23 protein-coding genes are annotated in these 25,103 nt (G+C 68.9%); 9 read left to right on the top strand and 14 right to left on the bottom strand.

Annotated features, from left to right (window positions below):
* Positions 1-63: 63 nt before the first annotated feature.
* The 4 genes from FBY21_RS25390 to FBY21_RS25375 all read left to right on the top strand — a co-directional run bounded on the left by FBY21_RS25390 (position 64) and on the right by FBY21_RS25375 (position 5,478).
* The gene (locus tag FBY21_RS25390; protein WP_074970759.1) at positions 64-936 is read left to right on the top strand and encodes a helix-turn-helix domain-containing protein; all 873 of its coding nucleotides are present in this window, start codon (positions 64-66) and stop codon (positions 934-936) included.
* Between the two features lie 419 nt (positions 937-1,355).
* Entirely contained in the window at positions 1,356-1,865 is a 510-nt protein-coding gene (locus FBY21_RS25385) for a sigma-70 family RNA polymerase sigma factor (protein WP_142014767.1), read from the top strand.
* Positions 1,865-2,827, top strand: coding sequence for a FecR domain-containing protein (locus FBY21_RS25380; protein WP_142014763.1), 963 nt, complete (start codon positions 1,865-1,867; stop codon positions 2,825-2,827). Before FBY21_RS25385 ends, FBY21_RS25380 begins: the two co-directional genes overlap by 1 nt.
* A 107-nt stretch (positions 2,828-2,934) precedes the next feature.
* A complete protein-coding gene (locus FBY21_RS25375; protein WP_253543788.1) occupies positions 2,935-5,478 on the top strand; it encodes a TonB-dependent receptor in 2,544 nt (847 codons plus the stop codon).
* A gap of 241 nt (positions 5,479-5,719) precedes the next feature.
* On the opposite strand, the gene FBY21_RS25370 is transcribed toward FBY21_RS25375, so the two are convergent.
* From FBY21_RS25370 to FBY21_RS25345, 6 genes are all read right to left on the bottom strand, one after another.
* Entirely contained in the window at positions 5,720-6,040 is a 321-nt protein-coding gene (locus tag FBY21_RS25370; RefSeq protein WP_205894982.1) for a DUF3325 domain-containing protein, read from the bottom strand.
* The gene (locus tag FBY21_RS25365; protein ID WP_142014760.1) at positions 6,040-7,557 is read right to left on the bottom strand and encodes a PepSY-associated TM helix domain-containing protein; all 1,518 of its coding nucleotides are present in this window, start codon (positions 7,555-7,557) and stop codon (positions 6,040-6,042) included. The genes FBY21_RS25370 and FBY21_RS25365 overlap by 1 nt, the downstream gene beginning before the upstream one ends.
* The gene (locus tag FBY21_RS25360; protein WP_172434603.1) at positions 7,554-7,850 is read right to left on the bottom strand and encodes a DUF3649 domain-containing protein; all 297 of its coding nucleotides are present in this window, start codon (positions 7,848-7,850) and stop codon (positions 7,554-7,556) included. Before FBY21_RS25360 ends, FBY21_RS25365 begins: the two co-directional genes overlap by 4 nt.
* Positions 7,851-7,868: 18 nt before the next feature.
* Positions 7,869-10,298, bottom strand: a complete 2,430-nt coding sequence (locus FBY21_RS25355) for a TonB-dependent siderophore receptor (protein ID WP_052807567.1) — start codon at positions 10,296-10,298, stop codon at positions 7,869-7,871.
* 105 nt (positions 10,299-10,403) lie between these two features.
* Positions 10,404-11,357 (bottom strand): FecR domain-containing protein, encoded by a 954-nt coding sequence (locus tag FBY21_RS25350; protein WP_142014753.1) that lies wholly within the window; start codon positions 11,355-11,357, stop codon positions 10,404-10,406.
* The gene (locus FBY21_RS25345; protein WP_044404423.1) at positions 11,354-11,848 is read right to left on the bottom strand and encodes a sigma-70 family RNA polymerase sigma factor; all 495 of its coding nucleotides are present in this window, start codon (positions 11,846-11,848) and stop codon (positions 11,354-11,356) included. Before FBY21_RS25345 ends, FBY21_RS25350 begins: the two co-directional genes overlap by 4 nt.
* A 226-nt stretch (positions 11,849-12,074) precedes the next feature.
* On the opposite strand from FBY21_RS25345, the gene FBY21_RS25340 reads away from it, so the two are divergent.
* Positions 12,075-12,398 carry a DUF3509 domain-containing protein gene (locus FBY21_RS25340; RefSeq protein WP_142014750.1) on the top strand — a complete coding sequence of 108 codons (324 nt, stop codon included), beginning with the start codon at positions 12,075-12,077 and terminating at the stop codon, positions 12,396-12,398.
* Positions 12,399-12,404: 6 nt separating this feature from the next.
* Here the strand turns inward: FBY21_RS25340 and FBY21_RS25335 are convergent, their stop codons facing one another.
* Positions 12,405-12,896 carry a phosphate-starvation-inducible protein PsiE gene (locus FBY21_RS25335; protein WP_142014747.1) on the bottom strand — a complete coding sequence of 164 codons (492 nt, stop codon included), beginning with the start codon at positions 12,894-12,896 and terminating at the stop codon, positions 12,405-12,407.
* A gap of 257 nt (positions 12,897-13,153) precedes the next feature.
* Here FBY21_RS25335 and FBY21_RS25330 point away from each other — a divergent pair, with 257 nt between their 5' ends.
* From FBY21_RS25330 to FBY21_RS25320, 3 genes are all read left to right on the top strand, one after another.
* Positions 13,154-13,414: a YebG family protein gene (locus FBY21_RS25330; RefSeq protein ID WP_069559413.1), complete on the top strand. Its 261-nt coding sequence runs from the start codon at positions 13,154-13,156 to the stop codon at positions 13,412-13,414.
* A gap of 156 nt (positions 13,415-13,570) precedes the next feature.
* Entirely contained in the window at positions 13,571-14,455 is an 885-nt protein-coding gene (locus FBY21_RS25325; protein ID WP_142014744.1) for a sterol desaturase family protein, read from the top strand.
* Between the two features lie 195 nt (positions 14,456-14,650).
* Positions 14,651-15,298: a transglycosylase domain-containing protein gene (locus tag FBY21_RS25320; protein WP_142014741.1), complete on the top strand. Its 648-nt coding sequence runs from the start codon at positions 14,651-14,653 to the stop codon at positions 15,296-15,298.
* An 81-nt stretch (positions 15,299-15,379) separates the two neighbouring features.
* On the opposite strand, the gene FBY21_RS25315 is transcribed toward FBY21_RS25320, so the two are convergent.
* Entirely contained in the window at positions 15,380-16,060 is a 681-nt protein-coding gene (locus FBY21_RS25315) for a helix-turn-helix domain-containing protein (protein WP_142016606.1), read from the bottom strand.
* A gap of 645 nt (positions 16,061-16,705) precedes the next feature.
* On the opposite strand from FBY21_RS25315, the gene FBY21_RS25310 reads away from it, so the two are divergent.
* Positions 16,706-17,158, top strand: a complete 453-nt coding sequence (locus FBY21_RS25310) for a Bro-N domain-containing protein (protein WP_142014737.1) — start codon at positions 16,706-16,708, stop codon at positions 17,156-17,158.
* A 166-nt stretch (positions 17,159-17,324) separates the two neighbouring features.
* Here the strand turns inward: FBY21_RS25310 and FBY21_RS25305 are convergent, their stop codons facing one another.
* The 6 genes from FBY21_RS25305 to FBY21_RS25280 form a co-directional block, all read right to left on the bottom strand.
* Positions 17,325-18,428: an HD-GYP domain-containing protein gene (locus FBY21_RS25305; protein WP_222119534.1), complete on the bottom strand. Its 1,104-nt coding sequence runs from the start codon at positions 18,426-18,428 to the stop codon at positions 17,325-17,327.
* 10 nt (positions 18,429-18,438) lie between these two features.
* Positions 18,439-21,108, bottom strand: coding sequence for a hybrid sensor histidine kinase/response regulator (locus FBY21_RS25300; protein ID WP_142014730.1), 2,670 nt, complete (start codon positions 21,106-21,108; stop codon positions 18,439-18,441).
* Positions 21,109-22,173, bottom strand: a complete 1,065-nt coding sequence (locus FBY21_RS25295) for a SpoIIE family protein phosphatase (RefSeq protein WP_142014725.1) — start codon at positions 22,171-22,173, stop codon at positions 21,109-21,111. It abuts the gene before it with no gap.
* Between the two features lie 3 nt (positions 22,174-22,176).
* Complete coding sequence (locus tag FBY21_RS25290; RefSeq protein WP_142014722.1) at positions 22,177-22,551, bottom strand: anti-anti-sigma factor; 375 nt, start codon at positions 22,549-22,551, stop codon at positions 22,177-22,179.
* 9 nt (positions 22,552-22,560) lie between these two features.
* Entirely contained in the window at positions 22,561-23,778 is a 1,218-nt protein-coding gene (locus FBY21_RS25285) for a PAS domain-containing protein (protein WP_142014718.1), read from the bottom strand.
* A 214-nt stretch (positions 23,779-23,992) separates the two neighbouring features.
* Positions 23,993-25,099 (bottom strand): dihydrolipoamide acetyltransferase family protein, encoded by a 1,107-nt coding sequence (locus FBY21_RS25280; protein ID WP_142014714.1) that lies wholly within the window; start codon positions 25,097-25,099, stop codon positions 23,993-23,995.
* Positions 25,100-25,103: the final 4 nt, after the last annotated feature.

Here is a 25,103-nt window from a genome sequence, read left to right as displayed (position 1 = left end):
GCCCCGCTGCCTCGCACGCCACGCCCGCGCTAGCATGGCGTTCGTCCCACGGAGGCTTTGTCCATGTCGCCACTGCTGCACCACCAGGTCTTCCAGTCGATGGCCAGTTCGCCCAACGCCCGCCTGGAGCGTTGCACCGAGCTGGGCGACGGCCTGGCCGCCGCGCAGTGGAGCAACCACCACGACGCCCGCGACTACGAAGGGCCGAGCCACCACACCCTGTCCTGCTACCTGGCCGGCGGCACCGGCACCTTCCGCCGCGAACGCCCCGACACCAAGGGCGCCCCGGGCAAGCTGTGCATCATGCCGGCGGGGCACGACTCGTCCTGGGTGGTCAACGGCGAGATCCGCCTCGCCCACCTGTACATCCCGCCGGAGCAGTTCGCCCACGCCGCCGTCACCCTGCTGGACCGCGAACCCCGCGAGCTGGAGATGCGCGAGGCGACCTTCCTCGACGACCCCGAGCAGGTCCTGCGCTTCCAGCGCCTGGTCCAGCTGGACTGGCACGAACCGGGGGAGCGCCTGCTCACCACCAGCCTCGCCCACGAGATGCTCAACCACGCCCTGCTCACCCAGGTGGGACTGCGCCAGGGCCCGCAGCTCAAGGGCGGCCTCGCCCCGGCGCTGCGCAAGCGGCTGATGGCCTATATCGAAGAGCACCTGGCCGAGCCCTTGAGCCTGGGCGAGCTGGCGGCCTTCTCGGCGCTCTCGGAGTACCACTTCGCGCGGATGTTCCGCGAAAGCTTCGGCCTGCCGCCGCACCAGTACGTCCTCGCCCGCCGCCTGGCCCACGCCCGCCACCTGCTGGCCCGCACCACCCTGCCCTTGGGCGACGTCGCCCTCGCCTGCGGCTTCTCCAGCGCCAGCCACTTCAGCAACCGCTTCCGCCGCGCACTCGGCGGCACACCCGGCGAATACCGCGCGGCCATGAGCTGAACCCCCGTAGCCCGGGCTTCAGCCCGGGACCGGCCTCCCCCGGCAACCCGGACTGAAGTCCGGGCTACGGCAGCAAGCGCCATCACGGTTGAAACCGCTCCCACGGAGAAGCCGCACCGGGCCGTAAGGTGGGCCGGGCGGCGTTCCGCTTCAGCCCACCGCCGCAGCCGCCGGCAGCACAGCACCGTAGCCCGGGCTTCAGCCCGGGACCGGCCCCCCTGGCAACCCCGGACTGAAGTCCGGGCTACGGCTGCATGCGCCATCGCGGTTGAAACCGCTCCCACGCGGGCTCCGCAACACCCTCTGGAAGGATGAGGCCTCGCTGCGGATAGCCCAGCGCATTGCGCAACGCCCCTCGGCACAAATAGAATGCGAAGCATTCCTATTTAATCGCTTTCCGAACCTTCCCGGAGCCTTCCTTGACCCACAGCCCGGCAGCCCCCGAGCAGGCGTTGCACAAGCTCTACAGCGACCACAGCGGCTGGCTCCGGCACTGGCTGCAACGCAAGCTCGGCTGCCCGCAGAGTGCTGCCGACCTGGCCCAGGACACCTTCCTCAAGGTGCTGCTGGGGCGCGAGGCGCATCGCATCCTCGAACCCCGGGCCTTCCTCACCACCCTCGCCAAGCGCGTGCTGGCCAACCACTACCGCCGCCAGGACATCGAGCGCGCCTACCTGCTGGCCCTCGCCGCGCTGCCGGAGGACGAGGCCCCCAGCGAGGAGGCCCGCGCCATCATCCTGGAGACCCTGGTGGAGCTGGACCGCCTGCTGGACGGCCTGCCGCCCCAGGCCAAGAAGGTCTTCCTGCTGGCCCAGGTGGACGGCTGCACCTACGCCGCGATCGCCGAACAGCTCGGCCTCTCCCTCTCCAGCGTCAAGCGCTACATGGCCAAGGCCGCCGAGCGCTGCTACTTCGCGGAGTGCCTCTGATGGCCCTGCGCAAGAGCGGCGAGCCGCGCATCGCCCCCGCCGTCGCCGCCCAGGCGGTGCAATGGCTGGTGGAGCTGCAGGACGGCACGCCCTCACGCCAGCGCGAGGAGGACTGGCAACGCTGGCGCGCCGCCGACCCGGAGCACGAGCGCGCCTGGCAGCGCATCGAATCGGTCAACCGGGGCCTGCGCGGGTTGAACACCCCCACCGCCCTCGCCGCGCTGGATGCCCCGGCCTCACGCGGCCGTCGAGAGGCCCTGAAGCTGCTCACCCTGCTGGTGATCGCCGGTGGTGGCGCCCTGGCGGTGCGGGACAGCGAGCCGCTGCTGGCCCTGCGCGCTGACCAGAGCACCGCCGTGGGCGAGCGCCGCCACCTGACCCTGGACGATGGCTCGACCCTGTCGCTGAACACCGACAGCGCGCTGGACATCCGCTTCGACGCCCGCCAGCGCCTGCTGCACCTGCGCCAGGGCGAAATGCTGGTGAACGCGGTGGACGAGGCGCGCCCGCTGCGGGTGGAAACGCCCCAGGGGCTGGTCCTGCTCAACAGCGGTCGCCTCGCCGTACGCCTGCAGGACAGCCGCAGCCAGGTCAGCCTGTTCGCCGGCGATGCCCAGGTGTTCAGCCATGGCCAGCGCCTGGCGTTGCACCCCGGCCAGCGCCTGGACCTGGACGCCCGTGGCAGCGGGGCGGCCCAGGCGGTGGACGAGAACAGCGTGGCCTGGATCAACGGCATGCTGGTGGCCAGTTCCATGCGCCTGGGCGACTTCCTCGCCGAACTCGGCCGCTACCGCCACGGGCGCATCGGTTGCGACCCGGCCATCGCCGACCTGCGCCTCTCCGGCACCTACCCGCTGGACCACACCGACCGCATCCTCGCCCTGCTGCCGCGCACCCTGCCGGTGGAAGTGCGCAGCGTCACCCGCTACTGGATCAGCGTGCACCCCAGGGCCGCCTCCTGAGCCGCGCATCGGCCCTGTGAAAAAAGTTTCCACCGACCTGAACCTTTTTCCCGGCCTCGCGTGACAGGGAAGGCAGAACCCCTTTCCCTCTCTCGACGAGTGCCGCCATGAACGCCGACCCGACCCTCCGCCGCTTCACCCGCACGCCCCTGGCCCGCGCCCTGCAACCGCTGCTGCTGGGCCTGAGCCTGGCCGCCGCCGGGCTGCCCACCGTCGCCAGCGCCCAGGATGCGGTGATCGGTGCCGACCAGCGCCAGGCCTTCGACATCCCGGCCGGCGCCCTGGAGCCCGCGCTCAACCGCTTCGGCCGCGAAGCCGGCGTGTTGCTGGCCTTCAACCCGGAAATGACCCAGGGCCGCAGCACCCAGGGCCTGAAGGGCGAGTTCGGCGTGGCCGAGGGCCTCGACCGCCTGCTGGCGGGCAGCGGCCTGCGTGCCGAAGCCAGCGACGGTGGCTTCAGCCTGCGCAATGCCGACGACAGCCTGGCCCTGGAGATCGACCGCCAGGTGGTGGTCGGCTCCCGTGCACCGGTGAGCATCAGCGAGCTACCGGGCACCGTGTGGGTGATCGACAGCCACCAGCTGCAGGAACAGACCAAGGGCGGCGTGCCCCTCAAGGAAGCCCTCGGCCAACTGATCCCGGGCCTGGACATCGGCCCCCAGGGCCGCACCAACTACGGCCAGAACATGCGCGGCCGCAGCGCCCTGGTGATGATCGACGGCGTGTCGCTGAACAGCTCCCGGGGCATCAGCCGCCAGTTCGACTCCATCGACCCGTTCAACATCGAGCGCATCGAAGTGCTCTCCGGTGCCAGTGCCGTATACGGCGGCGGCGCCACCGGCGGCATCATCAACATCGTCACCAAGCGCGCCGAGGCAGGCGAGGCGCGCTTCACCAGCGAAATCGGCGTGCGCAGCGGCTTCGAGACCCACCAGGACCACGACTGGCGCGTGGCCCAGTCGGTCAGCGGCGGCAGCGAGCAGGTCAAGGGCCGCGTCTCGGTGGCCTACCAGAAGAACGGCGCCGCCTACGACGGCAACGGCGACCAGGTGATGCTCGACATCACCCAGACCGACCTGCAGTACAACCAGGCGGTGGACGTGATGGGCAGCCTGGACTTCGCCTTCGACAACGGCCAGACCCTGAACCTGGGCATGCAGTGGTACGACTCCGGCTACGACGGCGAGAAGGGCGTGAACCTGGGGCGCAACTTCCAGGGCCTGCGCGGCCAGTCCCCCTTCGAGGTGCAAGGCGGCGCCAGCTTCGACCGCGAACCGCACACCGAGCGCCAGCAGTTCAACGCCACCTGGCACGTGCCGGAAGTGCTCGGCCACGACTTCTACCTGCAGGCCTACTACCGCAGCGAGGAGATGGCCTTCCAGCCCTATCCCAGCGTGGCGTTCACCAGTGGTGCCCTCGATACCGCACGCTCCTACTATTCCGCGTCGCAGCAGGACACCGACTATTACGGACTGAAAGCGGTCCTGGTCAAAGACTGGGAACGCTTCAACCTCACCTACGGCGCTGACCTCGAAAGAGAGAGCTTCGACTCCGACCAGGCCATGTTCGACCTGACCAAGGCCGCAGCAACCGGTGGCCTTGTGGCGGACGAGATCGCCAAGATCGGCCGCTATCCCGGCATCGACACCGATAGCGCCTCCCTCTTCGCCCAGGGCAACTGGAAGGCCACCGCCGACCTGACCCTGTCCGCCGGCATCCGCCACCAGCGCATCGAGAACGAGATCGGCGACTTCATTCAGGCGGAGCAACAGATCGATATCGTCCGCAACCCGGGTAGGACCGCAGACGCTGTACCGGGCGGCTCCAAGGACTACCAGGTCGATCTCTACAACGCGGGCGCCGTCTACAAGCTGAGCAAGGCGCAGCAGGTCTGGGCCAACTACTCCGAGGGCTTCGAGCTGCCCGACCCGGCCAAGTATTACGGCCGCGGCAACTACGTGCGCAACGGCACCCACTGGGAATTGCGGCAGGGTGTGAACGTCAAGAACTCCGCCCTCGACGGCATCAAGACCAAGCAGGTGGAACTCGGCTGGCGCCACTACGCCGACGGCCTGGACGCCCAGCTGGCGGCCTTCTACGCCTGGTCGGACAAGAGCATCACCTACAACCGCACCACCCTGCTGGTGGAACAGCTGAGCAACAAGAAGCGCAACTACGGCCTCGAAGGCCAGGCCACCTACTGGCTGGACGACAACTGGCAGATCGGCGCCAGCGCCCTGGCCATCCGCTCCCAGCAGAAGATCGCGGACCGTTGGCAGAAGCAGGACGTCACCGCCGCCAGCCCGTCCAAGCTCACCGCCTTCGCCGGCTGGCAGGACGGCGAGACCAGCCTGCGCCTGCAGGCCGTGCGCAGCTTCAACCTCAGCGATGACGGCAACGTCCTGGCCAACGGCACCTTCGACGGCAACGACCACAAGATCGACGGCTACACCACCTTCGACCTGCTGGGCAGCCAGGCCCTGCCGGTGGGCACGCTGAACTTCGGCATCCAGAACCTGCTGGACAAGGACTACACCACCGTCTGGGGCCAGCGCGCCCAGGTGTTCTACGGCACCAACGCCACCGCCGACCTGTTCGACTACCACGGCCGTGGCCGCACCTACAGCCTGAGCTACAGCGTCGAGTTCTGAGCCGCCTGGCCCCGTCCCCGGGCTGAAGCCCGGGCTACATCGCCCCTCGGTGCACAGGGTGGACCGCGCTTCATCGGTCCACCCTGTGGGCTCACGGCGAACGCCCTTGGTGGATGGAAAGAGCGCCATCCACCCCGCGCAGCGACAACTTCTGCGTGGGCCAAGCATCTGCCCACCGCGCCATCCCTGTAGGGGCGACTTCAGTCGCCCGGTGGGCCGCAGACCCGCCTGCGGCGGAGCATCAAAGCAGCGCCAGCACCCCACTCCCCAACGGCAGCAGGACGGCTGCCGGCAGCACCCAACGACCGCGCCAGGCCAGCAGGGCCGCCACCAGCAGGCCGGCGAGCATCACCTGGCAGAGCCAGAGGATGGTGCCGATCTCGCCGCCCTGGTCACTCACCGCCAGCACCAGGCCGACGCCGAAAGCGAGCACCGCGACGCCGCGCAGCAGGCGCGCCCGCGCCTGGGACAGCGCCCCCTGGAACAGCGCCTTGTGGTGGCGGGCCATGGCCAGGCTCAGCGCCGTCATGGCCAGGTAGCAGAACGCGAATCCAAGCAACATCACGCGCGCTCCCCTGTCTGCTGCAGGTACGGCTCGGAAGCCCGGCGCTCGCTTGCCGTGCGCCAGGCCAGCGCCGCGCAGAGCAGCCCGCAGCCGAGCAGGCTCAGGTCGATGCCCGCCAGCGCCCAGTCGCCACGGCCGACTGTGGCCAGCAGGCTGGCCTGGTCACCGGTGAAGGCATTGAGCAGCGGCAGCCCGAGGGCCAGCAGGGCGAAGACGGCGAGCAGGTCGCGCGCCACCCGGCCGCTGTTGCGGCGCAGCACCGCCCAGGTCGCTACCAGCAGCCAGGCACCGACGAAGACGCAGGCTTCCGCGCTGGCACGCTCGGCCAGGTCGGCAGGAATCAGGCGATTGCCGCAGAGCAGCGCCAGGCTGGCGATGGGCAGGCCACCGATCACCGCACCGTTCAGCGCACGCACCAGGCCGATGCCCCGGCTGCCGCGTGCCTCGCGCTTGGCCAGCCACACCTGCAGGCCGCCCACCACCATGGCGCAGCCCATCAGCCCCAGGAGCAGGTACAGGGCGCGGACGATCTGCCCGCCGAACTGGGCCATGTGCAGGTTGCTGAGCCAGGTGTAGCTGCGATAACCGGCCAGGTAGGGCTTCTGCTCGTGCAGCAGCTCGCCGCTGCGGGCGTCGTAGGAGAGGGTCCACTGGAAGCCCGCCACCCGCCGTGCATCGCTGCGGCGGATGTCCACCACGGCAGCTTCGTCAGCGGGGTGGTGGACGCTGATCCAGCCCGGCTCGCCGCCGCCCCAGCGCTGTCGCGCATCCGCCAGCAGGCCATCGAGGGACGCCGGCGGCGGGGCGGGGCGCTGCACCGCTTCGCGTTCGTAGCGGCCCAGCACGTCACCGAAGAAGGCCTTGGCGTCGCCGCCATAGGCGCGCTGGATACCGGCCGGCATGTAGTAGACGACGAAGATGACCAGCCCGGTGTAGGCGATCAGCAGGTGGAACGGCAGCCCGAGCACGCCGAACAGGTTGTGGGCGTCGAGCCAGGCGCGCTGGCCGTTGACCTTGGGCCGCAGGGTGAAGAAGTCCTTGAAGAAGCGCCGGTGGATGATGATGCCGCTGACCAGCGCCACCAGCATGAACAGGCCGGCCAGGCCGACGATGTACAGCCCGACCATGCCGGCGTGGAGGTCGTAGTGCAGGGTGAACCAGAAGCGACCGCCGAGGGTGTCCGGCAGCACCTCGCCCGTGGCCGGGTCGAGGGCGAAGCGGCGGATCTCGCTTTCGTCCGCCGGCTCGTAGCCGGCCCACCAGAACGGCTCGCGCTCGCTCGGCGGGCGCATCCAGAGGGCATGGGCATCAGGGGCCTGGGCCAGCAGCAGTTCGCGTACCCGGTCGAGGGAGAGTGCCTGTTCGCCAGGCGCCTGCAGGGTGGGGCGCATCCAGCGCTCCAGCTCCTTGTCGAAGCAGGCGAGGCTGCCGCCGAAGAGGATGACGAACAGCAGCCAGGACGGCAGCAGGCCGCCCCAGGTGTGCAGGCCGGCCATGGATTGTCGCAGGCTCATGGACGCACTCCGTAGTCACCGGGCAGGTAGGCCGCGAGGGCCAGCAGCAGGGCCAGACCCGCCAGCACCAGCCAGGCACGCCAGGCCGAGCGGGCACCAAAGGCATAGAGGATCGCCGCCGTGTACACCGCGAAGCAGCCCAGGCTGGCGAAGGTGACACGGTCGGCACGGGCCAGCGGCAGGTGGACGGTGAGGAAGGCGGTGGCCAGGTAGGCCACCGCGTATCCGCCGATCACCGCCGCCAGCACGCGCGAGGCGACGGCCCGGCGCGTGGAGGAGGTGGCGTTGCTCACGTCGTTCCTTTCATGGAGTTACCAGTTGTAGGTGGCGCTGGCGGTCAGGGTGCGACCGTAGCCGTAGTAGCAGGCCTGGGCGTCGCAGGAGCTGGCGTATTCCTTGTCCGCGAGGTTGCTGGCGTTGAGGGCCAGGCGCAGGCCGTCGAGCTGGTAGTGGATGCTGGCGTCGAACAGGGTGTAGCCACCGGTTTCCACTTCGAGCACGCGGGGGCCGTACAGCCCGAAGAAGGGGTTCTGCCCGGTGAAGGAGGTCTCGCCGATGTAGCGTGCGCCACCCCCGACGCCGAAGCCCGCCAGGGGGCCGCCCTGGAGGGTGTAGTCCAGCCACAGGCCGGCCTGCTCGCGGGGCACGAATTGCAGGCGCGCGCCCTCTTCCCAGGCGTTGACGCTCTTCTGGATGCGCGCATTGGTGCGGCTGTAGCTGGCGGTCAGGTCGAGGCCGTCGGCCAGATTGGCCAGGGCCTCGATCTCCAGGCCCTTGCTGCGCACCTCGCCGACCTGGCGACGCTCGTTGGGGTTGTTGGGGTTGGTGCTGACGACGTTCTGCTTGGTGATGTCGAACAGCGCCAGGCTGACGAAGCTGCGGGCGCCCTCGGGCTGGAACTTGATGCCCACCTCGTACTGCTTGCCGGTTTCCGGGTCGAAGGGCCGGCCGCTGAGCGGGTCGCTGGAGGTGCTGGGGTTGAAGGATTCGCTGTAGCTGACATAGGGCGCCAGGCCGTTGTCGGCGACGTAGACCAGGCCGACACGGCCCGTGAAGGCTTCGTCGTCACGGCTGGTGCGCGAGCCGTTGAGGTTGCTCTCGGTCTCGCTGCGGGCGAGGTCGTAGCGCCCCCCCAGCAGCAGGTGCCAATGGTCGTCGAAGGCGATCTGGTCCTGGGCGTAGAAACCGGTCTGGCGCCGGGTGATGTCGTTGTCGGCATCCTTGGCCGGCCACGGCACCGTCTGGCCATACACCGGGTTGAGCAGGTTCAGGCTGGGGGCACTGCCGAAGCGGCTGATCTCGTGGGCCGAGACGCGGCGCCAGTCCAGGCCCATCAGCAGGGTATGGGCCAGCGGGCCGGTGTCGAAGTTCACCTGGGCCTGGTTGTCCACCGTCCAGCCGTCGAACTGCTCGTCCTTGTCGTTGGCGGTGCGCGACAGGGTGGTACCGGCGAAGGAGACGCCGCTGTTGTTGAGGTAGCGGTAGTCGAAGTTCATCCGCTCGTAGCGCAGGTTCTGCCGCAAGGTCCAGCTGTCGTTCAGGCGGTGGGACAGCTCGTAGCCGAAGGAGGTGTAGGCGCGGTAGAAGCGGTTGAAGCCCGGTTCCCCCTCGTAGAAATCGTCGTCGCGGTTGGCCGGCAGGCGGAAGGCGCTCATCAGTACCGGGGAGAAGCGACGGCTGAAGGCGAAGTCGCCCTCGTCCTTCTGGTACATGCCGAACAGCGTCAGCTCGGTGTCGTCGCTGGGGCGCCAGGTGAGGGTCGGGGCCAGGGCCTGGCGCTGGTTGCCGGTCTTGTCCACCTGGCCATTGGCGTCATTGCCGAGGAAGGTGACGCGGTAGAGCAGTTGGCCCTGATCATCGAGGGGGCCGCCGAAATCCCCGGCCAGCTCGCCCAGGTCATCACTGCCGGCGCGCACGCGCACTTCGTGCAGCGGGGTGTCCGGGGCGCGCTTGCTCACCAGGTTGACGATGCCGCCGGGCTCGCTCTGGCCATAGAGCACCGAAGCCGGGCCGCGCAGCACTTCCACGCGCTCCAACAGGTAAGCGTCCGGGCGGGCCAGGCCGTAGGTGCTGCGGTTGAGCATCAGGCCATCACGGTAGGTGGAGCCCTTGGCGTCGAAGCCGCGCAGGCTCATCCAGTCGTAGCGCGGGTCGTAGCCGTAGGGGGTGCTGACGCTGGGGCTGTAGCGCAGGGCCTCCTCCACCGTGGCGACGCCGCGGGCCTGCATCTGCTCGCGGCTGATCACGGTGATGGACTGTGGGGTTTCGAGGATCGAGGCGTCGGTCTTGGTGCCGGTGCGGGTGCGTTTGGCCACATAGCCGCCCACCGGGCCGACGGCGGTGTCGCCCACGGAGCTGCCGGTGATGTTCAGGCTGTCCAGCTCCAGTTGCCCGTCGTCGGACGGGGCCGGCTCCAGGCGATAGCCGCCATCGGCCATCTGGTGGGCACGCAGGCCGGAGCCGGCCAGCAGTTGGGCGAAACCCTGCTCCACCGGATAGCGCCCCTGCAGGCCAGAACTGCGCCGGCCTGCGGTCAGCGCCGGATCGAAGCTCAGCAGTACGCCGGCCTGGCGGGCGAAGGCATTGAGGGCGCTGTCCAGCGAACCGGCGGGGACCCGGTACTCCTGGGCGACCGGGGCAGCGAGCGCCAGGGTGGGCAATGCCGCCAGCGGCAGGCTGAGGCTGAGCAGGGCCGCGCGCACGGCGCGGGCAAGGGATTCCGGGGAGCGTTGAACGGCCATGTTGGGTCCTTCGAAAGCCATGAAGAATGGGGATGCGAAGGGAGGCCGAACGAGTTCGGAAAACCTGCAGAACTTCATGAGAATTATTTTCATCCAGCCAGGCACTCAGGCGCTGGCAGGGGCCAGGGTCACCCACCAGCGGGTGCGGTACACCACCTGGACCGGCAAGGTGCGGGCCACGGCGGCCAGGGCACGCTCGCTGTCGTCCAGGGGAAACACCCCGGAGATGCGCAACCCGGCCACCGCCGGGTCGCAGCGCAGCACGCCGTGGCGCTGGCGGTCGAATTCGGCGACGAACTCGTCCAGGCGCATGTCCCTGGCCACCAGTACGCCGTCCAGCCAGCCGGCGCGGTCCGCCTCGGCACGCTGGGGCTCGACCATGCCGTGGGCGTCGAACTGGCTCTGCCAGCCCTCCTTCAGGACCCGGGCACTGCCTTCTCGGGGGCTGACTTCGACCGCGCCGGCGTACACGGCGAGCTGGATGCGGTCCGGCCGCTGGCGCACCAGGAACCGGGTGCCCAGGGCCCGCAGCATGCCGGCCCCGGTATCCACCAGGAACGGACGGCGGGAGGGGTCGGCGGCGGTTTCGACGAGGATCTCGCCCTGGTACAGGCGCAGCAGGCGACGGTCGGCGTCGTAGTCGATGTCCACGGCGCTGCCGGCGTTCAGGTGCAGCCGACCACCGTCCGGCAGGCCAACGGAACGGCGCTCACCGGTGCCGGTGCGCAGGTTGGCCAGCCAGGGCTGGAAGGTGGACGACCCCTGGACGCCCAGCACGCCGGCGCCACCAGCGGCCAGCAGGATCGCCAGGGCCTTGAGCGCCCGACGGCGCTGCGGGTCATGCCGGGCGCCCTCCAGCGCTGCGTGGCCAAGGGCTGCGGGGATGCCGGCGAAGCGCCCACCCAGGGCCTCCAGCCGCTGCCACGCCAGTTCATGCTCGGGATGCGCGCTCCGCCACTGCTGGCAGGCCGTGAAGGCTTCGGCCGCGCAGGTACCGGAAGCCAGGCGCACGCGCCAGGCGATGGCCTGCTCCACCACCTGGGGGTCGAGTGCGCTCATGAATAGACCGCCTTGTAGCAATGGGTCAGGGCCTGGGTCATGTACTGCTGGATGGAACTCACCGACAGCCCCAGGCGCGCGGCGATCTGCGGGTAGGTCAGGCCATCGAGCTGGGACAGCAGGAAGGCTTCGCGCACGCGGGGCTTGAGGCCATCCAGCAGGCGGTCGATCTCCAGCAGGGTTTCCAGGATCAGTTCGCGGGACTCGGGCGAAGGCGCCTCGTGCTCCGGCAGGCTGGCCAGCGCCTCCAGGTAGGCGCGCTCCAGGCTGGCGCGGCGGTAATGGTCCACCAGCAAGCCCCGGGCGATGGTGGCGAGAAAGGCGCGCGGCTCACGGACCTCGCGGGACTCGCGCTGTTGCAGCACCCGCACGAAGGTGTCCTGGGCCAGGTCGGCGGCGTTGTGCGGACAGCCGAGGCGTTGCCGCAGCCAGCCCAGCAGCCAGCTGTGGTGACCGCGGTAGAGCTCGGTGATGGGGGAGGTAGGTTGCAGCGACACGGCTGACCTCGGCGGGCGTCCAACGCAAATGCGAAATAATTGCAGTTGCGAATGCTGTCACGCCGCCCTTCCCCAGCGCAAGTGCCGCCGGGCCGCGCGACCCGAGGTTTGCCGTTTGCGACAGACGTCGTGAAACCGGCTTTCCGTTCGTCCAATCGGTTCGAACTTTGCAACGGCCACCCCAGTCAATCGATCCAGTGCATCAACCAGGTGGCTCACCATGTACAACCCCTTCCAGATCCTGACCGATGCCTTCCAGGCCGATTACCGGGTCAACCTCAGCCTGGAACGGCTCGACGGCAACATCATGCTCACCCTCGCCGACGACAGCGGCGTGGTGGCGCGGCGGATGATCAGCCCCGCCCAGCGCAACGACCCGAAGCGCCTGCAGCGGGTGATCGAGAGCATCCGCTTCGGCATCGCCATCGAAAAAGGCGGCAACGTCAGCGAAATGCTCACCGCCATGACCAGCGGCAAGCCCCTGCCACCGCTGGCCCGCCCACGGGTGGGCAGCACCGGCGGCAGCCTGGGCGTGGGTTACTGAGGCCGATCAGGACTCGTCGTCCAGGGTCCGCGAACCCAGCAGCTGCCGGCGCGGGTGGGTGGTTTCGCTGGCCACCGCCGGGAAGCGCGACGAGGCATAGCGCACCACCAGGATCGACAGCGCCAGCAGCAGGATCGCACCGCAGACGTACACCAGGCTCTCGTCCGGCCGGTTGTGGTGCGAAACGTCGGAGATCAGCAGGCGCGTCAGTGCCGTGATGGCCACGTAGATCAGGAAGCGCACCGGCATGTGGTTGGTCTTGAAGTAGATCCCCACCATCGCCCCCAGCTCCAGGTAGATGAACAGCAGCAGGATGTCATCCACCGTGATGTGCCCCTTCTCCACCATCCCCAGGAACGCCACCACCGCCGCCCAGGCGGTGATCCCGCCGATGGCGAACAGCGCCAGGTAGTGGAATGCCTCCACCAGCAGGTTGCCCAGCGACTCGGCCAGGCCGTGCATGTTTTCGCGCAAGGCTTCCGCCCATTTGATCTTCACGTCATTACTCCCCGGTACGTCTGGTTGGCCTAGCGTGGCGCCTGTGCATGACGGTTCGTCCATGCACGAGCGAGGCCACGGCAGCGGATGAGATGCCAAGGTGCGACGTTGCGCCACGGGACAGGTTGTCGCAGGTCGGCAAGCACGAAGCCGAAGGCTGGGCTATGAAAGAAATCGTTGACGAAAGGGAACGCCCCAAATACTGTACGCACATACAGTATTTCCATATTGACGCTTGCAAAGGTGAGAGGTGATGAATGGCCGTCGAAGTGGTGTACCGCAGCAGCCGCGATCCGGAGCGCCTGTTCATGGATAAGGCCGAAGCGGATCGTTACGACAAGATGCTGGAGCTGGCCGAATCCCTGGCCGGTGTGCTGCACAAGGCCGTGCCCTCCCTCAGCGAGCAGCAGGTCGAAGACCTCGGCATCTACATGGCCCGCAACCGCGACATCTTCGCCCGCGCCTTCAAGAACCAACCCGACGCCCTGGCCGAACTGGAGTCTGCCGAGGCGCAGTGACCGATTCCCCCGCTTGCAGGCGATGCCCGTCCTGCACCGAGCCCGCTGCCCCGGCGGGCTTTTTTTATTCCGCGCCGGCACCTTGCGCCGTTTGTTCAAGCCCCCGGAGACCACCTGCCGCCACGCTGGAAGCCCCTCGTCCAAGGAGCTTCCGCCATGCGATTCCTGCTTGCCCGCCTCTACGCCCCCGGTTTTCTCTTCGGCTTCCTCGCCCTGGCCCTGTGGATAAGCGAGCGCCTGCCGCTAACCGGGCTGCTGGCCCTGGTACCGGCGGCCATCGCCGTCTCCTTCATCGCGGAAGCCTGGCTGCCCTACGAGCGGGACTGGAACCGCAGCCACCGCGACCGCCTGCGCGATGCCTTGCACGCCGTGGTCAACGAAGGGCTCAACTGCCTGGGCATCCTGGTGATCCCCCTGAGCGCGGCGCTGCTGCCGGAGGCCGGGCTCTGGCCCCATCACTGGCCGCTGGCGTTGCAACTGCTGGTTGCCATCGTCGTCGCCGACCTGGGCATCACCCTCATGCACTACGCCAGCCACCGTGTCGGCGCTCTCTGGCGCCTGCACGCCGTGCACCACAGCGTGAAGCGCATGTATGGCTTCAACGGCCTGATGAAGCACCCGCTGCACCTGGGCTGCGAAGCCCTGGCCGGCACCCTGCCGCTGTTGCTGCTGGGCATGCCGGAACGGGTCGCCGCCCTCCTCGCCCTGGCCATCACCCTCCAACTGCTGCTCCAGCACAGCAACGTCGACATGCGCATCGGCGCCCTGCGCCACCTGTTCGCCTGGGCACCGGTGCACCGCTTCCACCACATGAAATACGGCCGCGCCGGCGACGTGAACTTCGCCCTGTTCCTCAGCGTCTGGGACAGGCTGCTCGGCACCGCCTTCCACAGCGACTACCCCATGCGCGGCGACGACCTGGGCATCGGCAGCCGCCCCGACTACCCCGACGCCTACCTCGCGCAACTGGCCGAACCCTTCCGCAAAAGCCCAGCCCAACACCCCAGCCCGGAAGTGCCGCAGGAATTGATGCGTTCGTAGACCGCCGAACTCCACGTAGGAGCCTGTAGGGGCTGTAGAGGCGACTTCAGTCGCCAAGGGCAGCGCAGCGGCCCCTGCCCCAAAACGGGCGAATGAATTCGCCCCTACACCGGTGCAACCGGCAGCAAAGGCGCTCCGCCGTGCCCTGTAGGGGCGACCTCCCTTAGGATGCGCATTCGTACACAGGGATGAACGATGCAGACACGAACCTACACACCCGCCTCGATTGCCAGGGCCGTCACACGCTGGCTGTTCCGGCTGCTGCTCGTGCTGCTGCTCATACCGGTGGGCGCCTACCTTGTCTTCGTGGTCACCCGTTTCCTGCCGGCCAAGTCGGAGCTGGATGCGAGTCTGGTGCCTTACCAGGGGCCGGCGCCGCACCTGCGGATGCTGAGGGGCCTGGTCTGGGCAAACGTCCAGGGCAATCCTGCACATCCCACCCCTGGTCATTGGTTGGATGGGCCGGACGCAAGGATCACCGGGCAGGTCGCACGTTTCATCACGGCCAAGGAAGGCCTCTACCGCTCCAGCCTGTGGCGCCATCTGGACGGCATCGCGTGGCAACTGTCGCTGAATATCAGCTACGACCACGAGGCCATGGCGGCTCTGTGGAGTGCACAGGTCATCTCACCTGCAGGAAAAGGGATGGAGGCGACCGCCTTGCACTACTTCGGACGTCCTCTTCGCGAGCTGGATTGCCATGACCTGGCGGCTTTGGTGGTGATGGTTCGCGCCCCCAGATACTTCGCCCCAGGCTCGGAGGCTTCGGAGCGTTTCATCCACCAGACAGGCCTGGAGGCCGCCTGTGGACAACCGGTAACGGACAGCGCAGACGCATCCTAAAGCGGGTGAACCCCGCGAGCCCCATGATCAAACCGCATGAAATCCCACCCTACGATTGCGCCGTGCCCTGTAGGGGCGACTTCAGTCGCCCAGCAGGTGCAATTGCAGGTTGCCGAGATTGCGGTCTGCGCGGATGCCGAAGGTAGCGCGCATGGTGCGGGAGAAGTGCGCGGCGTCGGCAAAACCGGCGCCGTGGGCAGCCTGGGTGAGGGATTGGCCCTCCAGGCCCAGGCGCACGGCGAGGCGCAGGCGGCGCCAGAGCACCAGGCGGCGGACCGACAGGCCCACCTGCTCGCCGAACAGCCGCTCCAGTTGGCTCAGGGATAGGCAGGCGCGGCTGGCCAGGGCCTGGGCGCTGACCTTGTCGGCCAGCAGTTCGTCCACCTCGTCCAGGGCCCGTTGCAGGCGAGCGTCCAGCGTCGGGCGCGGCGCGGCCAGCAGGCGTTCGGCCAGGGCCTGCAGGTCCGTACCGGCGTCGGCTACCAATGCGTGCAATGCCTGGGGAGCGAAGGCCAGGGGTTCGGCGTAGACGGCCAGCAGCACCTGGCCAGGCAGGGCCAACGCGTGCTCACGCATGGACTCCACCAGCACCGCCTGGCCGCTCACGGGCTCTCCTTCCACCAGCAGGTGCACGGGAGCCCCGCGTGCCAGCAGGACCTGGTGGGCGTAATGGGCATGAGGTCGGGTGTCGCCGTTGGCACCGTCGATCAGGCAGAAGTCACGGGCCAGCCAGAGGGCGCCTTGCCAGGGGGACTCGATCATCGGGGACATGTTGTCGGTTGCGGGGTGGACAGCTTCAGGGGGCGGGGCGCCAAGGGCAAGGGGCGGCGGCGATCGTTCGCTCACGGGGCCCTGTAGGGGCGACTTCAGTCGCCAAGGGCAGCGCAGCGGCCCCTATCCAGAAGCGGGCGAATGAATTCGCCCCTACACCGGTGCAACCGGCAGCAATGGTGCTCCGTCGTAGGGTGGTCCGGGCGGCGTTCCGCTTCAGCCCACCAGCACAGGCACCGCGTGGGCTGAAGCCCACCCTACGGGACGGTGTGCAGCGGCGGCTCGGCGATACGGGCCGACTTGAGGCGTTTTCCCACAGCGGGAAAGGACAATGCCCGAGGCGGGCCGATTGTTCGCTCAATACCCCCTCCCTATCCTCCGGCGGTCGCGGTCAATCCCGCGAACGGGTTTAGCGACCCGACAAGATGGCGCATCGTACCCACGGGTACATGTGGAAGGCGGCGTACGCTTTTTACAGACGTGCTTCGCCCTTCCACATCGCTCCATGGCGGACTGCGCAGGGAGACCGCAAGGTCTGCCGGTGACATCTTCCGGTTCGCTAACCCTGCGCGGTCCGCCACCCTTTCGTAGCGAGAAGTGTGGCGGCTCCTGTACCTGAAGATGGAGCTTCACACCATGCACGACACCTACCCCGCCCTGACCTTCCTCCGCCATAACCGCCCGCTGCGTGCGCTGATGCTGGACAACCAGCCCTGGTTCGTTGCGGTGGATTTCGCCCGTCTCCTGGGCATGCAGCATCCACAGACCTTGCACCGCCGTGTGGGCGGCGACCATGCGCGGCGCGTGGTCCTTGCCTGCTCCAGCAGCCTTGAGGAACCGGTGGATGTGATCAGCGAAGCCGGCCTGTACAAGGCGCTGGTGCGCTTCGGCCATCCGGAGAACGCCCACCTGGAGCGCTGGCTGAATCGCGAGGTGATCCCTACGTTGCGCGATGCCCACGCGGCGGACGGCAACGCGCCACGCCGGGTGCTGCTGAGGTGGCAGGGCACGCGGGTGGTGATGCTGAACTGGCAGGGCGAGCTCTGGGTGCCGCTGGAGGACATGCCGAGCCTGGTGCATCTGGGTTAGCGGCAGGTCGCTTTTTGTGGGAGCGGTTTCAACCGCGAAAGCTCCGTGCCAAACCAATCGCGAATGAATTCACTCCCACGGGGAGGCTCTTGCCGTGCGGCCTTCCCGGGCTGAAGCCCGGGCTACGGGCATGCTGCTTCATGAGAGCGGCAGGGGTGCGCGTGGCCTAGTCGTCGTGGAAGCGCCGGGCGATTTCCTGGAACTGGGGGTGAATGCGGGCGAAGGCGTCGGTGATGTCCGGGTCGAAGTGGTTGCCCCGCCCGGCGAGGATGATGGGCACCACTTCGTCGTGGGGCAGGGCGGCCTTGTAGCAGCGCTTGCTGATGAGGGCGTCGTACACGTCGGCCAGGGCCATGAGCCGGGCCGACAGGGGAATGTCGTCACCGGCCAAGCCGTGGGGATAGCCGCTGCCGTCCCATTTCTCGTGGTGGTAGCAGGCGATCTCCTTGGCCAGGCGCAGGAACTCCACCTCCACCCCCAGGGCCTCCTCGGCATGGACGATGGCTTCCTTGCCGAGGACCGGGTGGTTCTTCATCTGGGCGAACTCCTCCGGTTCCAGCTTGCCGGGCTTGAGCAGGATCCGGTCCGGCACGCCGACCTTGCCGATGTCGTGCAGGGGGGCGGACTTGAACAGCAGTTCGATGGTCTTGGGCGTGAGCTCATCCTGGAAGCGCGGGTGATCGGACAGTTCCTCCGCCAGCAGCTTCACGTAGTGCTGGGTGCGCAGGATGTGGTTGCCGGTCTCGTTGTCGCGGGTTTCGGCGAGGGACGCGAGGGAGTGGATGGTGATGTTCTGGATCAGCTCGTTCTCCCGGGTACGCCGCTCCACTTCCTGTTCGAGGTAGGCGTTCTGGTTGTAGAGCAGGTCCCGCGCGGCCTTCAGCTCCAGGTGGTTGCGCACCCGGGCGAGGACGATGGCGGGGGTGATGGGCTTGTGGATGTAGTCCACGGCGCCCAGGGCCAGCCCGTGGGCCTCGGCGCTTTCCTCCACCTGGGCGGTGAGGAAGATCACCGGCACGCCGCGCGCCTGGGGGATGTCCTGCAGCGCCTGCATCACCTGGTAGCCGTCCATGTCGGGCATCACCACGTCGAGGAGGATGAGGTCCACCCGAGTGTCCGAGGCGAGGATGTCCAGGGCCCGCTGGCCATTGATGGCGACCTTGACCCGGTAGTGGGGTGACAGCAGGGCGCTGAGCAGCGAGAGGTTCTCCGGTGTGTCGTCGACCACCAGCAGGGTGGGTTTGCTGTCGGGATCCATCAGCTTGAGCATCGAGAACGCCTCACTCCGTTTGGAACAGATCGGGCCGGGCGGCCCGGGCTTCATGCAGATGCGCCAGGGCATCGGGGAAGCGGAACTGCGTCATTGCCTCTGAGATAACCGAGGCGGCCTCGCCCAGGGCGGCGTTAAGCGACTGCCGGTGCTGCTGGAACAGGGCCACGGCATCGGCATCGTCCTCGGCCAGCAGCGCCATCAGGCGGGCCAGCAGGCCGGGCATGTCGGGCTGCGCCTCGCTGGGCGGGGCGCTTTCCTCGGGCGGCAGCAGCGCCTGCAACCCGTCGGCCAGGCGCTGCTGCTCCTGCACACCCTCCTCGGCCAGGGGCAGCAGGCGGGCCAGTTCCTCCTGGCCTGCCAGGGCCGCTTCGAGCCGGGCCGAGAGCGCCCGCAGCGATTCGGCCCCCAGGGTGGCGGCGATGCCCTTGAGGGTGTGGGCGTGGCGGTGCGCCTCCTCCCGCTGGCCGGCCTGCAGGGCGGCGACCAGGTTCTGCATGGGTTGGCTGCCCTGGCGGGCGAAGCTGCGCAGCAGGTCTTCGTACCACTGCCAGTTGTGCATCAGGCGCTGCAGCGCCACCTCGGCGTTCAGGCCCAGTGCCTGCAGCGGCTCCAGCCCATGCTCCGGCGAGGCCGGGACCGGAGCCGGCGGCTCGCTCGGCGGCTCGGCCTGGTGGGCAAAGGCGGGCAGCCAGCGCAGCAGGGCGGCATAGAGCTTCTCGGGGTCGATGGGCTTGGCGATGTGGTCGTCCATGCCGGCGGCCAGGCAGCGCTCACGGTCGCCGGCCATGGCGTTGGCGGTCATCGCCAGGATCGGGATGCGTTCGCTGTCCCGCTCGCGCTCGCGCAGGCAACGGGTCGCGGCCAGCCCATCCATGACCGGCATCTGCATGTCCATCAGGATCAGGTCGAAGGGGCCCTGGGCGGCCATGTCCACGGCGATGGCGCCGTTGTCCGCCACCACCACCTCGACGCCCACCAGGTGCAGCAGCTCCCTGGCCACCTGCTGGTTCAACTCGTTGTCTTCGGCCAGGAGGATCCGCGCGCCGTCGAAGCGCTGCGGCACGGGCGGCCCGTTGCTACGGGTGGGCAACGCGGTGGCTTGCTGGCCGAACAGGCCGATGAGGGTGTCGAACAGCACGGAGGCACACACCGGCTTGACCAGCACCCGGTCGAACCCGGCGCCCTCGGCCTGGCGGAACACCTCCTCGCGGCCATAGCCGGTGACCATGATGCGGTAGGGCCGGGGGGTCATGCCGCGCGCGATCAGCCGACGCCCGGTCTCGATGCCGTCCAGCCCCGGCATGTGCCAGTCCAGCAGCACCACCTCGTAGGGCCGCCCGGCCTGTTCGGCGGCGGCGATCATCTGCAGCGCCTGCTGGCCCGACTCGGCGGTGTCCACGGTGAAGGTCATGCTGTCGAGCAGGGTGGCGAGGATGTTGCGGGCGCTGGCGCTGTCGTCCACCACCAGCATGCGCCGGCCGCGCAGGTCCAGGCCTGGGAGGTAGCGGGCCCGCCGCCGCCCCCGGCCGAGCCGGGCGGTGAACCAGAAGGTGCTGCCCCGGCCCAGCTCGCTCTGCACGCCCACCTCGCCGCCCATCAGCTCCGCCAGGCGCCGCGAGATGGCCAGGCCCAGCCCGGTGCCGCCGTACTTGCGGGTGGTGGAGGTGTCGGCCTGCTGGAAGGACTGGAACAGCCGCTGCTGCTGCTCCGGGCTCATGCCGATGCCGCTGTCCTGCACGGAGACGTGCAGCAGGACCTCCTCCGGCCAGGTTTCCAGGCAGCTGACCTTGACCAGGATCTCGCCCTGCTCGGTGAACTTGACCGCGTTGTTGGCGTAGTTGATCAGGATCTGCCCCAGGCGCAGCGGGTCCCCCAGCAGCAGGGTGTCCAGCCGGCGGTCGATCTCGAAGAGCAGCTCAATGCCCTTGGCTTCGGCCTTCTCCCCCACCAGGGTGGCGAGGTTCTCCAGCACGTGGTCGAGGTCGAACTCGATGCGCTCCAGGTCCAGCTTGCCGGCCTCGATCTTCGAGAAGTCGAGGATGTCGTTGATGATCCCCAGCAGGTGCTGGGCCGAGCGCTGGATCTTGCTGAGGTAGTCGAACTGCTGCGGGTCCAGGTCGGTCTGCAGGGCGAGGTGGGCCATGCCGAGGATGGCGTTCATCGGCGTGCGGATCTCGTGGCTCATGTTGGCGAGGAAGTCGCTCTTGGCGTGGGTGGCGCTCTCCGCCAGCACGTAGGCTTCTTCCAGCTCGCGATTCTTGGCCTGCATCAGGGCGAACAGCTCGTCCCGGGTCGGCTCGGCGAACCGCTGGCGCATGCGCTGCTGCAGTTCGGCGTCGGGCCAGCGGGGCAGGCGGCAGCACAGGGCCAGGTTGTTCTCCGCCAGCACGGCCAGGCGGACGCCGCCGTGCACCGCCTCGGGCAGGCGATGCTGCAGCGGCTGGTCCGCCGACAGGTCCAGCACCAGCTCCTGGGCCCTGGCGTCCAGCCAGACCTGCAGGCGCAGGGCGGGAAGGGTCGCGGCCAGCTGGCGTACCAGCTCGGAAGTGGTGCCGGCCAGCGGGGCCAGGAAGGTGGGACGCGGGTCGATGCATTCCAGCACCCGCGCCACCTTGCGCCGGGCCGCCAGCGCGGCGCCGGGGCCGCTGAGGGTGATGTCGCCGATCGCCTGCCGCATCTAGCCGCCCTCCCCGGCGTGCACCCGCAGCACGATGCAGCTCGCATCGTCGGTGCTGCGGCCGCTGTGGGTGATGACCTGGTGGGCCAGGACGGCGGGATCGGCGCCCAGGTCGAGCAGGCCGTCGCGCAGGTTGAGCGATTCGCTGATGCCGTCGGAATACAGCATCAGCACATCGCCGGGGACGATGGCCCGGCGTTGCAACAGGGGCGTGGGGAAGCGCTCGCCGAGCACCCCGTCGCGGGAGACGCCGCGCCAGGGCTCGCGGCCGCGCAGGCAGATGCGGGTGTTGCCGATGCCGGCGTAGCTCAGCTCGCCCCGCTCGCCATTGACCAGCGCCACCCCCGCTGCCGCGCCACGGGTGCCGAGGCAGTGCTGGTGCAGCACCTGCAGCAGGCGCGCCGGCTCCTGCTCCGGGGTCTGCTGCAGCACCGCCTCCAGGGCCTGGGCCAGTTGGTGGGCCGAGGCGCCGTGGCCGCTGACATCGATCAGCACCAGGCTCACCCCGTCCGGCCCTGTACGCATGAAGGCCAGGTCGCCGGAGACCCGCTCCGGGTGGCAGGGGCGGTTCTCGCTGGCCCAGGCCAGTCGCAGCCCCTGGCCGCCGGCTTCGGCCTTCGGCACGGACAGCCGCGCCGGTGTCGGCGCCGGCCCCAGCCATTTGCGCGCCAGCACCCGGGTACCGCCCTCCGGCGGCAGGCTGATGGACAGCTCGGACATCATCCGCCGCACGCCGGGCAGCCCCAGCCCGAGGGTGCCCGAGGTGCTGTAGTGGTCCTGCACGGCCTGCGCCACATCGGCGATGCCGGGGCCCTGGTCGCAGGCGACGATGTCGATGCAGGGGCGCCCCTCGGCCTGGTTCAGCGCCAGCGTGACTTCGCCCTTAACGGCGTACTTGAGGATGTTGCTGCCCAGTTCGGAGACCACGGTGCAAAGCATCGCCCGGTCCACCTCAGGCAGATCGGCGAGGAACGGCAGCCGGCGCACCGACATCACCGCCAGGTGCAGGTCCACCTCGTGGCGCAGCGGGTAACGGACCGCGCGGGCGTCCTGTTCCACCGGCATGGCCTAGGCCTCCCCCTTGCGGCTGCGTGCATGGGCCAGGGCGTCATCCATGTCGAGGAAGCAGCGCAGCGGGCCGGGCTCGGCGTCGGCCAGCGCGAGGAACGCGGCGATGCCGGGGTTCAGCCCCACCAGCAGGCAGAGGGCGCCGAGCAGGCGGCACACGTCTGCCAGCTTGCGCACCTCGCGGAACTCGTGGTGGTCCAGCAGGGTGACCGCCGAGAAGTCCAGCAGCACGGCATGCTGGCGTCCTGCGAGCAGCCGCTGCGACAGCGCCTGGGTGAGCCGCTGCATGCCCTCGTCGCCCAGGTCCGGACGCATGCTGACGACGATGCAATCGGCGACGTCGGCGATGCCCAGGTCGTTGCTTTCCAGCTCCATGACCGCCTCCTAGAGCGCGGACCCGACTCGCTTCAGGGCGATCTCGAAGGCGTCGCGCAGGGTGGCGGTGGTGCGGATGTCGCCCACCGAGACGCCCAGTTCCACCATGGTCCGGGCGATGGCCGGGGACACCCCGGAGATGATCGCCTCGCAGCCCATGAACTGGGTGGCCTTGGTGATCTTGATCAGCTGGTTGGCGACCCCGGTGTCCACCGTGGCGACCCCGGCGATGTCCAGCACGAAGACCCGGGCGCGGGTCTCGGCGATCTTGGTCAGCGACTTGTTCATCACGTCGGCGGTGCGCATGGAGTCGATGATGCCCACCAGCGGCAGGAGGAGGATGCCGTCCCAGATGGGGGTGACCGGGGTGGACATCTCCTGCAGCGACTGGTGCAGCTCCTCGCGCACGCGGGCGGCCTCCTCGGCCTCCTCCATCGCCTGCTTGAGGCGGCGGTTCTGCTCCACCTGGGCGGTGATGTCGGTGGCGAACTTGACGATCTTGCAGGGCTTGCGGTCCAGGTCCAGCACCGGGTTGTAGGAGCCCTGGATCCACACTTCGTGCCCGTCCTTGGCCACCCGGCAGAATTCGCCGGCCAGGTATTCGCCGCGCCGCAGGGTGTCCCAGAAGGCGCGGTAGTCGGCGGACTGGGCGTAGTCCGAATTCACCAGGCGGCTGTGGTGCTGGCCCTTCAGTTCGTCCAGCGAGTAGCCGACCGTTTCCAGGAAGCGCGGGTTGGCGTCGAGGATGGTGCCGTCCAGCGCGAACTCCACCTTGCCCATCACCCGGCTCAGGGCATCGAGCTGGCCCTGGAAGTTGGCAGTGAGGTGCTTCTGCTCGGTGAGGTCGATGGCGTATTCGATGATGCGCTGGGTGCGGCCTTCGGCATCCCGCAACGGGCAGCAGCCGCCGCGCAGCCACACATCCCGCCCCTGGCTGTCGCGGTAGTGGAACTCCCCTTCCCAGGCCTGGCCGTCGCGCAGGGTTTTCCAGAACACGTCGTAGGCAGCGGCCTGGGCCTCTTCCGGCGGCAGCAGGATGCGGTGGTGCTGGCCCTGGAGGTCGGCCAGCGCGTAGCCCAGGAGGGCCAGGAAACGGGGGTTGGCGTCCAGCACCTGCCCATCGGCGGACAGCTCCAGCCGGGTCATCAACTGGTCCGCAGCATGCAACTGGGCCTGAGGCAGGGAGGAAGACGAGTCGAACGGAACAGCGGAAGCGTGGACGTCCATGGCCTCTCCGAAAGAAAGGGTTTTGACTCAGGGCTTAGGGAGTTATAGCCCAGCGCTGGCGACTGTGAATCGACGTTCGTGATCGGCCGACCGGCGTTCCGCGCCACCCGACGCAAGCGCCCTGGGGATGGGAAGTCACAGGGGTTCGAGGGTCGCCAGGGCAGCCTGTGGAAAACCTCTGCAGGCCTCGTAACACGTGGCCTGCAGAGATCGCTCAGGGCCGTTCCAGCGCCTGCACCAGGGCCTTGAAGAAGCGCGCCGCTTCGCCGCCGGTGACGGCCCGGTGGTCGAAGGTGAGCGACAGCGGTAGCACCGGGTGGACCGCCGGCTGGCCCTCCCAGGCCACCACTTCGTCGCGGATGCCACCGGCGCCGATGATGGCCACCTGGGGCGGCACCACCACGGGGTTGGCGTAGCGCCCGAACAGGGTGCCGAAGTTGGACAGGGTGAGGGTGGCGCCCATCATTTCCTGCGGGGGGATGGAGCGCGCCTTGACGTCGGCCCGCAGCCGCGCGATGCCGTCGCGCAGGTCGTCGGCACTGCGCTCGCCGACCTTGCGCAGCACGGGGACGAAGAGACCGTCGGGGGTGTCCACGGCGATGCCGAGGTCCAGCTGCTCGTGCTGGCGGATGGCGAGCATGTGGCCGTCGAACCAGCTGTTGAGGATGGGCTCGGCGCGGCAGGCTTCGGCGATGGCCTGGGCGATGCGGATCAGCGGGTCGCGAGCCTGGGCCCAGCGGTGCAGGTCGGCGTCGCCGTAGAGCGTCACCGGCACCACCTCGGCGTGGGAGCGCGCCATGTTGATCGCCATGCTGCGGCGCACGCCGCGCAGCCGTTCGCCGCCGAAGCGGTCGCGGGCCTGCTGGGCGGCGGCCTCCACGTCGGCGCGGCTGATCAGCCCGTCGGCGCCGCTGCCGGCGAGGCCGGCCAGCTCCACCCCCAGTTGCCGGGCCAGCTGGCGCACGGCGGGGGTGGCGCGGGGGGCGAGGTGTTCCTGGGTGGAGGGCGCGGCGCCGATGAAGAACTGGTCGGCATGGCTTTCGCCACCGCCGTCGAGGCGACCGACCACGGTGCCGGCGTCCTGGTCCTCGCCTTCGTAGGCCAGCAGCGGTTCGCCGACGTGGAGGATGTCGCCCTCCTGGCCGAACAGCTTGGCGACCACGCCGTCGCGCGGGGCGGGGATGTCCACCAGGGCCTTGGCGGTCTCCACCGAGACCACCAGCTGGTCGGCGTGCACGCGGTCGCCGGGCTTGATGTGCCATTCGACGATTTCGGCATCCTGCAGGCCTTCGCCAAGGTCGGGCAGCTTGAAGTAGTTCATGGTC

Source organism: Pseudomonas sp. SLBN-26, from assembly GCF_006715895.1.
In the GTDB taxonomy this organism is placed as follows: domain Bacteria; phylum Pseudomonadota; class Gammaproteobacteria; order Pseudomonadales; family Pseudomonadaceae; genus Metapseudomonas; species Metapseudomonas otitidis.
This window is presented reverse-complemented; position numbering and strand designations above follow the sequence as displayed.

Coding starts and splice junctions, on each gene's coding strand:
- FBY21_RS25380 (WP_142014763.1), top strand. CDS start 1,865: ATGGCCCTGCGCAAGAGCGGCGAGCCGCGCATCGCCCCCGCCGTCGCC.
- FBY21_RS25330 (WP_069559413.1), top strand. CDS start 13,154: ATGGCCGTCGAAGTGGTGTACCGCAGCAGCCGCGATCCGGAGCGCCTG.
- FBY21_RS25375 (WP_253543788.1), top strand. CDS start 2,935: ATGAACGCCGACCCGACCCTCCGCCGCTTCACCCGCACGCCCCTGGCC.
- FBY21_RS25355 (WP_052807567.1), bottom strand. CDS start 10,298: ATGGCCGTTCAACGCTCCCCGGAATCCCTTGCCCGCGCCGTGCGCGCG.
- FBY21_RS25320 (WP_142014741.1), top strand. CDS start 14,651: ATGCAGACACGAACCTACACACCCGCCTCGATTGCCAGGGCCGTCACA.
- FBY21_RS25315 (WP_142016606.1), bottom strand. CDS start 16,060: ATGATCGAGTCCCCCTGGCAAGGCGCCCTCTGGCTGGCCCGTGACTTC.
- FBY21_RS25325 (WP_142014744.1), top strand. CDS start 13,571: ATGCGATTCCTGCTTGCCCGCCTCTACGCCCCCGGTTTTCTCTTCGGC.
- FBY21_RS25390 (WP_074970759.1), top strand. CDS start 64: ATGTCGCCACTGCTGCACCACCAGGTCTTCCAGTCGATGGCCAGTTCG.
- FBY21_RS25295 (WP_142014725.1), bottom strand. CDS start 22,173: ATGCCGGTGGAACAGGACGCCCGCGCGGTCCGTTACCCGCTGCGCCAC.
- FBY21_RS25350 (WP_142014753.1), bottom strand. CDS start 11,357: ATGAGCGCACTCGACCCCCAGGTGGTGGAGCAGGCCATCGCCTGGCGC.
- FBY21_RS25290 (WP_142014722.1), bottom strand. CDS start 22,551: ATGGAGCTGGAAAGCAACGACCTGGGCATCGCCGACGTCGCCGATTGC.
- FBY21_RS25285 (WP_142014718.1), bottom strand. CDS start 23,778: ATGGACGTCCACGCTTCCGCTGTTCCGTTCGACTCGTCTTCCTCCCTG.
- FBY21_RS25305 (WP_222119534.1), bottom strand. CDS start 18,428: ATGCTCAAGCTGATGGATCCCGACAGCAAACCCACCCTGCTGGTGGTC.
- FBY21_RS25280 (WP_142014714.1), bottom strand. CDS start 25,099: ATGAACTACTTCAAGCTGCCCGACCTTGGCGAAGGCCTGCAGGATGCC.
- FBY21_RS25365 (WP_142014760.1), bottom strand. CDS start 7,557: ATGAGCCTGCGACAATCCATGGCCGGCCTGCACACCTGGGGCGGCCTG.
- FBY21_RS25300 (WP_142014730.1), bottom strand. CDS start 21,108: ATGCGGCAGGCGATCGGCGACATCACCCTCAGCGGCCCCGGCGCCGCG.
- FBY21_RS25310 (WP_142014737.1), top strand. CDS start 16,706: ATGCACGACACCTACCCCGCCCTGACCTTCCTCCGCCATAACCGCCCG.
- FBY21_RS25370 (WP_205894982.1), bottom strand. CDS start 6,040: ATGTTGCTTGGATTCGCGTTCTGCTACCTGGCCATGACGGCGCTGAGC.
- FBY21_RS25340 (WP_142014750.1), top strand. CDS start 12,075: ATGTACAACCCCTTCCAGATCCTGACCGATGCCTTCCAGGCCGATTAC.